Source organism: Burkholderia sp. AW33-5 (assembly GCF_053427615.1).
The window spans coordinates 44,138-57,581 of the sequence record NZ_JBSAXA010000027.1; the positions used below are offsets into that span (position 1 = coordinate 44,138).

General features: G+C 64.5%; 13 protein-coding genes. All 13 read right to left on the minus strand.

Annotated elements, in window-relative coordinates; genetic code table 11:
* Nucleotides 1-48: 48 nt before the first annotated feature.
* The 13 genes from ACV22V_RS28470 to ACV22V_RS28530 all read right to left on the minus strand — a co-directional run bounded on the left by ACV22V_RS28470 (nucleotide 49) and on the right by ACV22V_RS28530 (nucleotide 13,168).
* Nucleotides 49-1,440 (minus strand): sigma 54-interacting transcriptional regulator, encoded by a 1,392-nt coding sequence (locus ACV22V_RS28470; protein ID WP_059532978.1) that lies wholly within the window; start codon nucleotides 1,438-1,440, stop codon nucleotides 49-51.
* A 110-nt stretch (nucleotides 1,441-1,550) separates the two neighbouring features.
* Nucleotides 1,551-3,590, minus strand: coding sequence for a pilus assembly protein TadG-related protein (locus tag ACV22V_RS28475; protein WP_448016167.1), 2,040 nt, complete (start codon nucleotides 3,588-3,590; stop codon nucleotides 1,551-1,553).
* A gap of 11 nt (nucleotides 3,591-3,601) precedes the next feature.
* Nucleotides 3,602-3,928 (minus strand): DUF3613 domain-containing protein, encoded by a 327-nt coding sequence (locus tag ACV22V_RS28480; RefSeq protein ID WP_059691800.1) that lies wholly within the window; start codon nucleotides 3,926-3,928, stop codon nucleotides 3,602-3,604.
* A 26-nt stretch (nucleotides 3,929-3,954) separates the two neighbouring features.
* Nucleotides 3,955-4,797, minus strand: a complete 843-nt coding sequence (locus ACV22V_RS28485) for a pilus assembly protein (RefSeq protein ID WP_448016168.1) — start codon at nucleotides 4,795-4,797, stop codon at nucleotides 3,955-3,957.
* A gap of 18 nt (nucleotides 4,798-4,815) precedes the next feature.
* Nucleotides 4,816-5,811 (minus strand): type II secretion system F family protein, encoded by a 996-nt coding sequence (locus ACV22V_RS28490; protein WP_448016169.1) that lies wholly within the window; start codon nucleotides 5,809-5,811, stop codon nucleotides 4,816-4,818.
* A gap of 4 nt (nucleotides 5,812-5,815) precedes the next feature.
* Entirely contained in the window at nucleotides 5,816-6,808 is a 993-nt protein-coding gene (locus tag ACV22V_RS28495; RefSeq protein WP_059532993.1) for a type II secretion system F family protein, read from the minus strand.
* Complete coding sequence (locus tag ACV22V_RS28500; RefSeq protein ID WP_448016170.1) at nucleotides 6,801-8,168, minus strand: CpaF family protein; 1,368 nt, start codon at nucleotides 8,166-8,168, stop codon at nucleotides 6,801-6,803. Before ACV22V_RS28500 ends, ACV22V_RS28495 begins: the two co-directional genes overlap by 8 nt.
* 3 nt (nucleotides 8,169-8,171) lie before the next feature.
* Complete coding sequence (locus ACV22V_RS28505) at nucleotides 8,172-9,446, minus strand: fimbrial protein (protein ID WP_059533120.1); 1,275 nt, start codon at nucleotides 9,444-9,446, stop codon at nucleotides 8,172-8,174.
* A 60-nt stretch (nucleotides 9,447-9,506) separates the two neighbouring features.
* On the minus strand, nucleotides 9,507-10,838 hold the full coding sequence (locus ACV22V_RS28510) for a type II and III secretion system protein family protein (RefSeq protein WP_448016171.1): 1,332 nt from the start codon (nucleotides 10,836-10,838) through the stop codon (nucleotides 9,507-9,509).
* A gap of 64 nt (nucleotides 10,839-10,902) precedes the next feature.
* Nucleotides 10,903-11,844, minus strand: a complete 942-nt coding sequence (gene cpaB, locus ACV22V_RS28515) for a Flp pilus assembly protein CpaB (protein WP_448016172.1) — start codon at nucleotides 11,842-11,844, stop codon at nucleotides 10,903-10,905.
* A gap of 89 nt (nucleotides 11,845-11,933) precedes the next feature.
* Complete coding sequence (locus ACV22V_RS28520; protein WP_223965043.1) at nucleotides 11,934-12,377, minus strand: TadE/TadG family type IV pilus assembly protein; 444 nt, start codon at nucleotides 12,375-12,377, stop codon at nucleotides 11,934-11,936.
* Nucleotides 12,374-12,874, minus strand: a complete 501-nt coding sequence (locus ACV22V_RS28525) for an A24 family peptidase (RefSeq protein ID WP_059701449.1) — start codon at nucleotides 12,872-12,874, stop codon at nucleotides 12,374-12,376. The genes ACV22V_RS28520 and ACV22V_RS28525 overlap by 4 nt, the downstream gene beginning before the upstream one ends.
* 87 nt (nucleotides 12,875-12,961) lie before the next feature.
* Nucleotides 12,962-13,168 carry a Flp family type IVb pilin gene (locus ACV22V_RS28530; protein ID WP_059533012.1) on the minus strand — a complete coding sequence of 69 codons (207 nt, stop codon included), beginning with the start codon at nucleotides 13,166-13,168 and terminating at the stop codon, nucleotides 12,962-12,964.
* Nucleotides 13,169-13,444: the final 276 nt, after the last annotated feature.

The window sequence follows — 13,444 nt, forward strand, 5'->3', positions numbered from 1 at the left end:
GATTCCCCGCCCGTGTCGTTGTAATTCAGCGCGATTTTATCTCATTAATTATTCGCTTTCGCGAGTCTCGGGCTCTTCGTCGAATATCTGATACTTGCGCATCTTTTCCCACAGGACTTTCCGGCTGATGCCGAGCTGCTGCGCCGTATCCTGACGCCGCCAACCGTTTGCGTCGAGGGCGGCGATCACGCGGCTGCGCTCGTTCATGTCCCACTTGCTGCGGTCGACGAAGACCTCTGCCGCACTCTCCACCGGCACCGGCTGCGCCGAATTGCGTGCATGTGCGACCAGCCGCTGCAGTCGCGCGGCATCCCAGCCGCCCGTTTGCCGCACCGTCACCCCGACGCGCTCCGCAAGGTTGCGCAGTTCGCGCACGTTGCCGGGGAAATAGCTGTCCGCTACCGCGTCCGCGAGCCAGTAAGGCAGGTCGGACAATTGCGCGAGCCGCTCGTCGCCCACAACCTCCGCGACGAACGACTTGAACAGCGCGATCTTGTCGACCGCGCCCCGCTCTTCCAGCGACGGAATGCTCAGCTCGATCACCGCGAGCCGATAGTAAAGATCCGCGCGGAACAGGCCATCCTTCACGAGCTGCGGCAGCTTCTTGTTACTGGCCGCGACGAGACGGAAATCGACCTTGATCGGCGTCGTCGCGCCGACCCGCAGCACGGCGCCGTCCTCCAGCACGCGCAGCAGCTTGACTTGCTGGTACAACGGCAGGTCGCCGACTTCGTCGAGGAACAACGTGCCGCCCGCCGCCTGCTCGAAATAGCCTTTATGCGCAACAACCGCGCCGGTGAACGAGCCTTTCGCGTGCCCGAAGAACAGCGATTCGAACAGGCCGTCCGGAATCGCGCCGCAGTTGACCGGCACGAATTCGCCGGTCCGGTAGCGCGAATGCTTTTCGTGGAGCAATTGCGCGATACGTTCCTTGCCGACGCCGGTTTCGCCGTGCAGCAACACGTTGGTGTCGCAGTCGGCGAACGTATCGACCTCGTGCAGCAGCGCCTGCATCGACTCCGAGTGCGCGACGAGTTCGGACGGCTGCAGCGTATCGGCCGCGTGCGCGCGCAGCTGCGTGACGAGCTTGCCGATCATCCCGCGCAGTTCGGCGCAGGTGAAGTCGAGCGGCAGGATGTGCGAATAGTCGGGCGGATACTGCGACGCGTCGTGGTCGCGCGCCGCGCCGACCCAGACGACCGGCATGCCGATGTTGGCCTGCCAGTCGCGCAGGAATGCCGCGCCGGTTTCGATCATCGTCACGCTGATGATCGCGAGCGACGGCCGCAACGCGGCGCGCTCCGGCGAGATTTCCGCATTGTCGGCGCGGATCACTTCGACGTCGAAGCTCGCCATGCAGCGGGCAACGCGGTCGACGATGTCCGCCTTGCCTTCCCAGACGTACAGGTCGAGTTCTGCGATTGCGGAGGTGGTTCTCATGATTCAGGTGCGGCTACGGTTATTGACGAGTGATGCGGCACTGCGGGTCAGGCGCGGGGCATGGGCCGAAGCGCTGCCCGCGCTCCCGACGCAAGTGGACGCCGCGGTTTTCATTGCACGAGCATCGGATTGCCGCATTTGATCGAGTCCGGTGTATTTGTGACATAGGCGTTCCCCAGACTCAAGCCGAGCAAGCCGGTGACCGAAGTCAGCAGCGAATCGATCGGTTGCAGCAGGAGCGGAACGAGTGTGCTCGCCAGTGCGGTCAGAAGCGGGCCGGTGATGAGGCTCACCACCGGATTCAATATACCGGCCAGCAATCCTGCCAGACTGCCCTGTGGGGCAGACAGCGACAGCGTCAGACCACCGTTGGCGATACCCTGAACCGCGGGCGACAGGAACTGATCGGTTCCCACGGAAAGCATGTACGGCGATGCCGGACTCGGCGACGCGGATGATCCAGGCCCAGGATAGGTGAACACCAGCGACGTCGGATTTTGATTGGCGACCGGAACCGTCAACTGGCCGGGCTGCAAATTGACGTTGACCGAGATGTCGTTCACGTTGAGGAGCCCGAGCGTGGCGACGCTGAGCAACGTTGTCAGCGCCGATGTCAAGCCGCCGAGGTTGAGCAGATTCAGCAGGCTCTGCAAGTTGACGGACACCAACGTGATCGGCGATGCGCCGCCGTTCGGAACATAACCGCTGGACGCATTGAGGTTGATCGGCGTATTCGCCGTCCCACCGATATAGACGGCGACCACGCCGGTCTGCACGTTCACCGTCGCGCTCTTCGTGCCGTTCGCGGAACAGGTGACGGAGGCGAGCCCGGCCTTCGCCGGCGCGACATACGCGGTAATCGGCAGTCGCACGACGGCCAGCGGCGTCGCATTGCCTGACGGGCAGGTGCCTCCCGGATAGACCAGCGATCCGTTCGAGCACGTCGACAGCAGCGATATCGACGTATTCAGGAACACGTTCCCTTGCGCTGTCGACGTATTGGTCAAGCAATTCGACGTCCCGCAATTCGACGGTCCGGGCGGCCCGCTTGCGGTGGCCGGCGGCGTTCCGGCGAGTGATACGGAACCCGACACTGTCGCGTTCAGCAGCGGCGCGAGCGCGGTCGGCGTCTGGACCGTGATGCTCGGGATGGCAACGGCATTCGTGCCGTTCGCGACCTGTAGCGCGGTCGACAACAGTCCGAGCGCGTTGACGCTGGCGTCGACTGCAGAGCTGCCGTTGGCCACCGCGGCCGAAACCAGCTGGTTAAGCGCGATCTGCGGCCCGCCGCAGACGCTGCCGGAACAAAGCGCGACGACGATCGCATTCAGCACGTTCAGGTTCGCGCCCACCAGGTTCTGTTGGGTCGCCGCCTGCACCACCGCGTTGGCCAACTGACCAAGGGTCACGGAGCCGTTCAGTACGGCCGTGCTCGAGCCGACCGGCAGATTGGCGAGAATGCCTGCCAGCTTCAGGTTGACCTGCGCCAGCCCCTGATAATCGACAGCGTTGAGGCTCAACGTTTTGGGCGACCCGGTCAGCGTCTGGAGCAATTGATTGGCCAGCCCGCCATTCAACGCGGCGAGCGACGTGGTCAGCGTAAAGGTATCGGTCGGCGTGCTCTTCGCCATGGCCGACGCACTGATCGACTTCACGCCGCGGAAAAAGCCCGTCACCGGTTCGGAAACGCTCACGCACACGGCGTTGGCCGACTGGCCGGTCGTTGATCCGGCCGGCCCTGCCGACAAGCCGCCGCATTGACCGTTCATCGGGTCGCCCGCGGTCGGCGTAAACAGCGCGGCACCGCCACTGGTCTGAGGCGCAGTCCACACGCCGCACGTTACGGAAATGGTGGCGTTTGCCGGTACGGAATTCGCCGAAGGGCTCGCGACCTGCTGGGCCGCCGTCTTCGCCGCCGAACAGGTCGTATCCGCGCTGGCTTTCATGACCGACGAGAGCGCGGCCAGATCGGCAGCCGCCTGCATATGGCGTCGTTCGGAATAAAAGCGGCCGATGTCGATTCCGCTGAGTACGATGACGGCAACCGACAGCCAGATCGCCGCCATGATCGCGATGGAGCCGCGCTGACGCTGCCCCGCCGGCCCGTCAGTACCGTGTCGCCGCCCCACCCGTGATTGATCCGCGCGCATCGCCATTTCGCTTACTGCGCACCCTGTCCGTTACCCGACATGCCACCTGACGAACCGAGCTGCGTGCTCATCGACTCAGGAATCTTGTTCTTGAACGAATCGAGATAACGCTGGTAGATCAACGACGCGACGTCGCCAAGCAACGGTTGCGTCGGCGCTGCCGCCCGATTTTCGCCCTGCATCGTGAGCCAGTCCCTGGTCGAGCGCCCCACGTCGGACGCCACCGGTGCCGCATCCTGCTGTGCGTATGCGGTGACGGTTCCCAGCGCCATGCAGGCAACCGCCGCCAGCATCGCAACGCGCCCCGCATGCATGTTCCGACGATCATTGTTGTTCATGTCGTTCCCCCGCCTGTTCGTTCTGTTCATTGTGCAAACCGTTGCAGCAGCGGCACGGTCTGGTCATAGCCGAAATTGTTCGCCATCGGCGTGATCGGCGCGGTCGCGGCGTGCCGCGACACCACCGGCGGCGTTGCGACCGCACGCTGCTGTGCACGCGCCGCGGCCGTAATCCTTGCGGCATCGCCAAGAATGTCCTTGCGGATATCCGCCGGTAGACGCTGCTGATTCATCAGTCGCTGCGCATCCTGCGTGCGCCCGGACGCGAGCAGATACAGTGCGAGGTTGCTGACGATCTTCGGATTGCGTTGATCCAGTTCCGCTGCCTTCATCAACGGCACCCGCGCGCCGACCACATCGCCGTTACGCAATTTCGCATAAGCGAGATCGGACAGCAGCGACGCGTCGGTCGGCGCAAGCTCCGACGCCTGCGTCAGTGCCTGTACAGCCAGACCGAAATCGCCGGCCGCACCGGCGATCAACCCCAGCCCGCGGTAACCACGCGAGGCCAGCGGCGTCTTCAGCAACTGCGTATACGCAGCCGCGCCGGCAGCCGGCTGGTCGGTCATCCGCAGCGCGTCCGCGCGCAGCAGAATCGTGTCCGGCGACACGCCGTAGGCCTTGTCGTAAGCGTCGATGTGCGCGAGCGACGCGTAATAGAGGCCCTGCGCCTGCATCCGCTGGATCAGACCGAGATACATCGCAGGCGTATCCGGCACCGCCTGCTTCTGGTCGGCCGCCTGAATCAGCGCCGCGCGTTCTGCCTGCGCGTTCACGCCGTACCCGCCCTCCTTGGTCGCACATGCGCCGAGCAGCGCTACCACCGCCACCACGCCAGCGTGCCTCGCCATTCCGCCGATCCGCTTCATCGTATTTCCTTCCGTCCGTCAATGATGATGCGCCGTCAGCGCACGCATCACGGCCAACAACCCCGGTCCGGCCGTCACGATCAGCAGTGCGGGCAGCAATGTCACCACCATCACACCGGTCATCTTTACGGTCAGCCGACCGATCCGGTCGCGCAGCATCGCGCGGCGCGTTTCCCGAAGCCGGTCGCCGAACTGCTTGAGCGGCTCCTGAACCGCGCCGCCGTGCTTGTCGACCTGCACCATCAGCCGCGCGATCGCGCGCAAGTCCTCGTTGTCGAATCCGCTCGACAACCGTTGCATCGACTGCTCGCGCGTGCGGCCCGCTGCGAATTGACGCTGCGCGATTCCGACCTCCGACGACAGCACCGGCATCATCCCGCGGAAATCGTTCGTCACGACCTGCAGGCTTTGATCCAGTGACAATCCGACGCCCTGCAACAAGCGCAGCATGTCGACGAGCAACGGCAGCTCGTCGATGACACTCTGGCGCCGCGCGGCGGCACGACGCTGCAGGTAGAGCTTCGGCAGCATGAAGCCGAACCCGAATGCGGCGAACATGCCGATCATCCAGAATCCTCTCGTCGTTCGCCCGCTCGCGAATATCGCGAACAGCAACGGCAACGCGATCCCGCATGCAATTCGCGCGATCAGGAACAGCCCGCGCGTACGCGCGTCGACGTAACCGCATTGCTCGAGCAGACGACGGTCCTCTTCCGCGACGATGTGCTTGCCGAACCCGGTATCGAGCCAGCGCATCCCTGTTGCCGAGAATCGCGCAAGCATGCGCTCGATGCGCTCGCGCCCGCGCGTATCCGGTTTCGCGGATGGAACCTCGTCCGCCGTGGTCCGCGCCTTGGCTGCCTCCAGCGCCGCCATGCGCTGATCGAGCGCATCGGCCAGCGCACGTTCTGCACGCGACGCGGCACTCGCACGCAACAACGCGATCATTCCAAACAACAGCACGCCCAGCGCGCCAAGTGCCAGTGCGACCGATCCGATCTGAGTTGCTGTCATCGCATCACCTGAGTCGAGCCATTCGATACAGCCATACGCTGCCCGCAACCTGTGCCAGGAACGCGAACATGAGGAGCATTTGCCCGCTCGGATCGTTCCACATCCCTTCCAGGTATTTCGGGTTGGTCATCACGACAAAGCTGCCGATCCCGATCGGCAACATCACGAGCACGAATGCCGACAGCCGCGTTTCCGCCGACATCGCCGTCAGCTCGCGCTCCGCTTGCTCGAGGTCGCGCATGAAGACGGCCATCCGCTCCAGCATGACGTCCGCGCGACCGCCGTACTTGACCGACAACCGCAGTACCGAGCCGAGCAATTCGAACTCCTCGGTCCGGTAGATCTTGGCGATGTGAAGCATCGCGCGATCGATCTCGACACCCGAGCGCAGCATCCGGGACACGTGATCGAGACACCCCCGCAGCGGCTCCTCCGTCGTCAGCAGCGCTGCCTGGAATGCGGCCGGCACGCTGTTGCCGAGCGTCACCAGTCGCACGATCCCGTCGAGAAACGACGGGATCTGCCGGACGATTTTCAGTCGCCGCTTCTGGATTCGCGACGTGAGCCAGACGCCGAAGATCGCGCCGCCGCACGCAAGCGCCGCGAAACACGCAAGCACGCCGCCGCGGCTGCCCGCGATTGCCGCCACCGCGGCGAGAGCGGCCAGCGCGACGATCGCCTTGCCGCGTGCGCCTTCGATCCCCGCACGGTTCACGAGGTTGGTCAGATACTCCGTTGCGAGCGCATACCAGTGCGCCCAGAACGCACGAGACGCGGCATTGTGCGCGCCACCGGACGACGACACGGCCCGCGACGCGGCGGATGCCGCCGATCGTGCAGCCGGTGCCGCCACGCGCACGCCGGGTTCGAGCCGACTGTCGATGAAGCGCTTCGCATCGGTGCGCACGCGCCGGGTTTCCGCATGTCGCCACAGCATCAGTGCCGATGCCACGCACAGCATCGCGACCGCGAGCACCCAGATCATCGCGCTATACATTGAAGCCCCCGCCGCGGCCGAACCCGCCGCCGCCAAAGCCGCCACCGAAACCGCCCCCGCCCATCGCGCTGTTCGTCAGCGTCTGGCGGAAGCGCGCGAGCTTCGGCGAATGCGGATGGATGCCGAGCGATTCCCAGTGATCGATTTCCTCGCCTTCCGGCGTCACGCGCGCTTCGTAGCGATACAGCTCCTGCGTCGCGATGATGTTGTCGGACAGCCCGGTCACCTCGGTGATCGACAGAATCCGGCGGCGTCCATTCGACAGCCGGCCGATCTGCACGATGAAATCGATCGCGTTCGCGATCTGGCGACGCAAGCTCGACTCGGTCCCCTGGAAGCCGGCGAACCCGGCGAGCATCTCGAGACGGTACAGGCACTCGCGCGGCGAACTCGCGTGCACGGTGCCCATCGAGCCGTCGTGGCCCGTGTTCATCGCCTGCAGCATTTCGAGCACTTCACCGCCGCGCACTTCGCCGACGATGATCCGGTCCGGACGCATCCGCAACGTGTTGCGCAGCAGGTCGCGAATCGTCACGACACCGTTGCCGTCGAATCCGCCGGGGCGGCTTTCGAGCCGCACGACGTGCGGGTGGTTCAGCGACAGCTCCGCCGTATCCTCGATCGTCACGACGCGCTCGGCCTCCGGAATGTGGAATGCGAGCGCGTTGAGCAGCGACGTCTTGCCCGAACTCGTGCCGCCCGACACGAGCACGTTGCAGCGTGCCTCGACCGCCGCCTCGAGCAGCGCGCCGATCTCGTCGTTGTACGTGCCGTTGCCGAGCAGGTCCGAGGGCTTGAGCGGATCCTTGCGGAATTTGCGGATCGACACGATCGGGCCGTCGATCGACAGCGGCTCGATCACGACGTTCACGCGGCCGCCATCGGGCAGTCGCGCGTCGACCATCGGGTTCGATTCGTCGAGACGACGCCCGATCGGCGCGAGGATCCGGCGCACGATCCGCAGCAAGTGCGCGTTATCGGTGAAACGCACCGGCAGCTTCGCGAGAATCCCGTGCCGCGACACGTACACGTCGTTGTAGCCGTTGATCAGGATGTCCTCGACTGCCGGATCCGCGAGCAGGTCCTCGATCGGCCCGAAGCCGGCGAGTTCCTTCGTCAGCGCCTCGGCGATCGCCCGCACCTCGTTCTCGTTGAGCGGAATGCGGCGCAGGCGGACGAAGCTGTCGATCTCGAGATCGACGAACTGATTGATCGCCTGGCGCGACCATCGGCCGAACTCGGCGCCCAGTTCCTCGATACGCGTCAGCAGATGCTCGTGCGCCGCATTCTTGATGTCGTGGAATTGCTGCGTCTGGGAGAACGGCGCTGCGCCGTCGGCGAATTGAATGTCGTGTGCCATCGGTTATGACCGCTTGGACGAGGGTTGAATGAAGCGTTTGAGCGCCGACAGGCCGGGCGCCGCGCGCGACGCGCCCGCCACGCCCGATACGCCGGGCAGCCGCGTGGCGAGGGATTCGAGTGCGCGCACATACGGATCGCGCTCCGCCGCGTCGATGATGAGCCGCCCCTGGTTTGCCGCATGGCCGATCGCGACGCGACGTGCCGGCAAGGTGCCGACCAGCGACAACCCGAGACGCTCGGCGATCTGTCCGGGCATCAGGTCCAGCGCGGAATCGTACTGGTTGACCACGAGCTTGACGCGATCGGTATCGACGCCCGCATCGCGCAGCCCGGTGAGCAGGTCGGCGGCCGAAACGATCGACGCGACGCCCTGGTCGCAGACAAGCCACGCCTCGTCGGCCGATGCCGCGATCTGCGTGACGAACTCCCGATTCGAGAACCCGCCGAGATCGACGACCTGCTGGTCGAAGAATGCACGGAAACGGTTCAGCAATCCGATGCACGACGCATAGGACACGTCGCGCAATCCGCCGAGGTCCGGCGGCAGCGTCGTCAGTGCGACGCCGCTCTGGTGTCGCGTGAGCGCGGTGTTCACGAACGTGCGATCGATGCGGCGCAGATTCTGCACGGCATCGATAAAGTGGAATTCGCAGCGCGTGTTCAGGAACAGCGCGCCGTCGCCGGCCGGCAATCCCAGGTCGATCAGCGCGGTCTGGCGACCGGCCGGCACGCCGCCGTCCGGGCCGCCCGTCGCGCCCGGGCCGAGCGCCCGCTTCTGCAGCCAGACCGCGAGATTCGCGGCAAGCGTGCTGACGCCCATGCCCGCGCGCGCGCCGAGCAACGCGACGACCTTGCCGTGGCGGCTCGTCGGCTCGCCGACGTGGGACAGCAAGCCACGCGTCGTTCGCAGCGCGTCCTCGGCCGATGCCGACACGTCGATGAAGTCGCGCACGCCCGCGCGCAGTGCGGCGAGCGTGCTCTCCGGCTGGGTGAGCGAGCCGAGCGCGACGATCGGCAACCCCGGATGCGCCGCACGCACCGTGGCCGCGGCGACGCTCGCCGCTTCGCTGCGTTCGGAGAAGTCGATGAACACAAGGGCCGGATTGAGCCCGGTGATGCGCTGTGCCAGCACACCCGGTTCCAGCGACGCGGCCTCGACCGCACCGGCCGAAACCAGCGTATCGGCCAACCAGCGCACATGCGCTTCCTTTGTCGACGCACAAACGAAGTAGTCGGTCACGGCGGGTTCACACAATGATTGGGTTCGTGCATTCATGTCGAACACCCCCGATTACGCATGGCGTAGCGATGTGCCGCGACGCGCAATGCTTCAGATTCATTTCGAAAACCCCGGTGCCGCATCCGGCGACGCCGCACCGCCCAGATAGGATCGCCACACCGGCCCGTCACGCTGCTCCGACAACTCGCCGGGCGTCGCAGGCAATACCGCCCCCTTCGCAATCGGCGCGACGAGATGCGGTGTCACGATGATCAGCAATTCCTTGTCGTTCTGCTGGTAGTTCAGGTTCTTGAAGAACGTGCCGATGATCGGCAGGTCGCCGAGCAGCGGCACCTTGCTCACGTTCGACAATGTCTGGCGATCGATCAGTCCGCCGATCACGAAGCTCTCGCCGTCACCGAGTTCGACCGTCGTATCGGCACGACGCGTCGTGATCCCCGGCACGGCGACGCCGCTGATCGTCACGCTGTTCACGAAATCGAGCTGGCTCGATTCCGGTGCGACCTTCAGCGCGATCCGGCTCGGGCTCAACACCGTCGGGGTCAGCGACAGCCCGACGCCGTATTGCTTCCACTGGATCGCGGTCGAGCCGAGTCCCTGCGGCGCCGGCACCGGAATCTCGCCGCCCGCGAGGAAGCTGGCGCTCTGACCGGACAGCGCGACGAGCGTCGGCTCCGCGAGCACGCGCGCCATGTTGTTCGCTTCGAGCAGCGACAGGTCGGCGAAGATGCCTCGTCCTGCTGCGTTCACAACCAGGTTGAACGCTGACGCGACCGGCGCGCCAAGCGTCGGAATGTATGAGCCCGTGCCCGGGCCCGCTGCGCCGTTATACGATTGCACGCCGCCCGGTGCGAACGAACCGAACGAAAAGCCGTTGCTCTGCTTGAAGAAATTGAAGCCGATCTGCTTGAGCACCGAACGGCTGAATTCCACCACCCGCACATCGACCTGCACGACGTTCTTGCCGGCCAGCGTCGAGCGATCGATCACCGTGCCTTTGGGGCTCATGTTTTTGGCGACCGCTGCGGCCCGATCGTGAGCATCGAGCGATGCCGACGTTCCCCGCAGCACCGACGTCCCGCCGTACGCCTTCACCTGCGGCGTAGAACCGTCGAGTACCGCTTGCGCCGCCGCGTCGACGACTTCCACGCTCCACACCGTCGGCTCGTCGCGACCGCGCTCCCACAACATCACGTTCGTCGCACCCGGCGCTTTCGCGGTCAGCAGCACCGAACCGGAACGACTGCCCTTCATGATCAGCACATCGGCGATTGCCGGATCGCCGACGGCGACCCGCTGCAGCGCGTGGCCGGCGGAAATCTGCCGCTGCGCGCCGACGGCGAGCTCGATCGTGCCGCTCGCGCTTGCAATGGAGGCGAATGTCAGGGTCCAGAGCGCAATCGCGAATGCAATCAGTGTGTTTTTCATTGTTTGTTGGACCGTCGCACGGCCTTTACTTGTCTTCGCCGATATCGATTGCCATCGATGTTGTTCAATACGCGACCGTTTCCGACCGGCCGCCGCGGATCACCTCGATGCTGCCCCCGCCCCCGTTGCCGCTGCCGCCGGCTCGCATCGCAGGCGGCAGGCGCGACGGCAGCGGCGGCACGTTCACGTTGGCCACAGCGGTCCTCGACGTGCCGGACAGCTGTTGCAGCGATACGCCGGCCGCGGCAAGCGCCGACGGCGACAGCTTGTTGTCCGTGCGCACCGCCACCGTCTGCGTCGCGAGCTCGTCGTCGCGCGGGTTGCGCAGCGCGAGCGTCAGCCGGCCGCTCGCCTCGCCGAGAGTCAACGCATCGACCTGCGCGGTCGGCACCGCGAGTACCGCGATGCGCGTGTTGCTCGGCTGGCCATTGCTGCCGTTCGTGTTGTTGCCGCTGTCGCGATCCGGCGTCGCGTCGCCGAACGACAGCACGCGAACCTTCGACATCAGGAGCCGTGCCTGCGTCTGCGAGACTTCACCGTCGAACATCGCGCCACCTCCTTCCCGCTTCAGGTTCAGGAACACGTCGACGAAATTGCCGGGCCGAAGGCGGTTGCCGACCGCATTGGTCTCGTCGACGCGAACCGCGATTGCGCGCTCGCCCGGCTCGACGTCCTCGGCAAGGCCCGACACCAGTGCGCCCGAGACGACGGGTGTCGATGCCGGAATGTCGCGTGCCGGTACGCGACCGACCAGTGTGGCCGGATCGGAAAACGCCCCTGCCGGCGCTGGTGCGGTCGGCTGAATCTTCAACGCGTCCGCGGCGATCGGCTGACCGACCGACAACGTGCGCGTCGCAACCACGACCGGCACCGGGGTCGCGACCGCTGCCGGTTGCGCCGGGACAGGACTAGACGAACTGCGCCCGAGCATCCATGCATAGATTCCGAGCAGAACGGCGATCGCGATCAGCAGCCCCGCGATGATCTTCGTTACGTTATTGGCCATGTTGTCGAATGGATACCGGATAAGGTCCGTGCAAATCTTTTTGTCTGACAATTAACACGACAAAAAACCGCCTCGTCGCGATGCGCAACTCATTGAAGCAACGACTGCGAAATCTGGACGACTGCCGTGCTTGTCAGCGGCTGGGTCAGAATGGTGCCCACGAAGGGCATGGTCGTTACCCAAGCTTGCGGCGAATAGCTCACCGTTACCGACAGGCAATACAGCGACGCGTCGTATTTGCATGCAGGCGCCTTCACCACGACATTCGGCGCGCTGATATTCAGCCAGCCGACGACGTCTTTCGCGGTGGCCTGCGCCTTCGCGGTTCGAGTCGTCAAATCCGGGGCGTAATTCAAGGCCGCGCGCGCGCCTTCGCTGGCGGCGAACGTCAAACTTTGCTGAATCACGAAAACCATTCCGAAACAAATGATCCCGTAGCAGATCACGAAGAAAAGCGGAAATATGATTGCGAATTCGACTGCGGTCGCTCCGCGCTGCCGCCCGTATCCGCAACGCGTTCTCTGCCGTTTCATCGCACGCTCCCACCCGCGACGAGGCAGACGAGCCATACAGCCGCAGGGATTGCAAGGCACGCGCCATAAGGTGTCGCGCGATATCGACCGATCGTCGACGCCGGTGCGCCACGCCGCCACAACGTACCGAGCGACGTGCGAGACAACAGCAGCACGGCAAGCGCGTGAATCCCCGCCGCAAGGCTTGCGGCGATCCAGAGCCACATCAGGCCATGAACGCCGCACCACGCGCCGAGGACGGCAAACACCTTCACGTCGGCCGCGCCCATCACCCCCAGGAAAAAGAACGGGAGAAGGCCCACCAGACCGACGAACGTGCCGAACAGCGCCTGGACGCGTCCGATGCCGAACGGATTTGCACCGTAAAAGGCGCTTGCAAATGCGGCGACCAACCCGCCGACAACGAGCAAATTCGGAATACGCCGGGAATGAATATCACTGGCCGTGACGAGCACTGCCCAGGCCAGGAACGCCCCGATAGAAAATAGATATGCCATCGCGCCAGACCGGTCGCGGATATAAGTTGAGCGGCTCGCCGCAGCAAGCCGCCCGATATCACGCCGAAAGACAATGATTGGGACTGCTTAACCCAATTTGCACGCCGCGGCCGTGCCCGAGCTACCGACCGTGCTGACGCACGTGCCGATGGTCGAGAACATCGAATTGAGATTGGTGCCGAGCGACGATACACCGGCGATGATGGCGACAGCGACCAGCCCCGCAATCAGACCATACTCGATCGCGGTAACCCCGTCTTCTTCCTTAAGGAAGCGCTTGATGAGTGCTTTCATTTTTTAATTCCTCGTGCCTGTGTGTACGTTCTTTGGCCTTTTATACGTTGTGCGTCCCCGTATATCTGGCCCTTGCCTCGCGCCGTTCGTTACACATGTGAAACGACAGCCGAGTGCGCTTTCTTTATATGTCACCCCGAGGGGTGCGTATCACAATTTGATGCAAGTTAACATTCGCGATAGTGACCCTCCTCGAACGTCGTGTACCGAACTGTACATTTCCTTACACCTGCTCCGGATTCTATATCCGTTCCTATTTAACTTCCAACCTCTTTT

Excerpts from the sequence above, each read along its gene's own strand:
- ACV22V_RS28470 (WP_059532978.1), bottom strand. The coding sequence starts at position 1,440 with ATGAGAACCACCTCCGCAATCGCAGAACTCGACCTGTACGTCTGGGAA.
- cpaB (WP_448016172.1), bottom strand. The coding sequence starts at position 11,844 with ATGGCCAATAACGTAACGAAGATCATCGCGGGGCTGCTGATCGCGATC.
- ACV22V_RS28510 (WP_448016171.1), bottom strand. The coding sequence starts at position 10,838 with ATGAAAAACACACTGATTGCATTCGCGATTGCGCTCTGGACCCTGACA.
- ACV22V_RS28475 (WP_448016167.1), bottom strand. The coding sequence starts at position 3,590 with ATGCGCGCGGATCAATCACGGGTGGGGCGGCGACACGGTACTGACGGG.
- ACV22V_RS28490 (WP_448016169.1), bottom strand. The coding sequence starts at position 5,811 with ATGACAGCAACTCAGATCGGATCGGTCGCACTGGCACTTGGCGCGCTG.
- ACV22V_RS28500 (WP_448016170.1), bottom strand. The coding sequence starts at position 8,168 with ATGGCACACGACATTCAATTCGCCGACGGCGCAGCGCCGTTCTCCCAG.
- ACV22V_RS28520 (WP_223965043.1), bottom strand. The coding sequence starts at position 12,377 with ATGAAACGGCAGAGAACGCGTTGCGGATACGGGCGGCAGCGCGGAGCG.
- ACV22V_RS28530 (WP_059533012.1), bottom strand. The coding sequence starts at position 13,168 with ATGAAAGCACTCATCAAGCGCTTCCTTAAGGAAGAAGACGGGGTTACC.
- ACV22V_RS28485 (WP_448016168.1), bottom strand. The coding sequence starts at position 4,797 with ATGAAGCGGATCGGCGGAATGGCGAGGCACGCTGGCGTGGTGGCGGTG.
- ACV22V_RS28525 (WP_059701449.1), bottom strand. The coding sequence starts at position 12,874 with ATGGCATATCTATTTTCTATCGGGGCGTTCCTGGCCTGGGCAGTGCTC.
- ACV22V_RS28480 (WP_059691800.1), bottom strand. The coding sequence starts at position 3,928 with ATGAACAACAATGATCGTCGGAACATGCATGCGGGGCGCGTTGCGATG.
- ACV22V_RS28495 (WP_059532993.1), bottom strand. The coding sequence starts at position 6,808 with ATGTATAGCGCGATGATCTGGGTGCTCGCGGTCGCGATGCTGTGCGTG.
- ACV22V_RS28505 (WP_059533120.1), bottom strand. The coding sequence starts at position 9,446 with ATGAATGCACGAACCCAATCATTGTGTGAACCCGCCGTGACCGACTAC.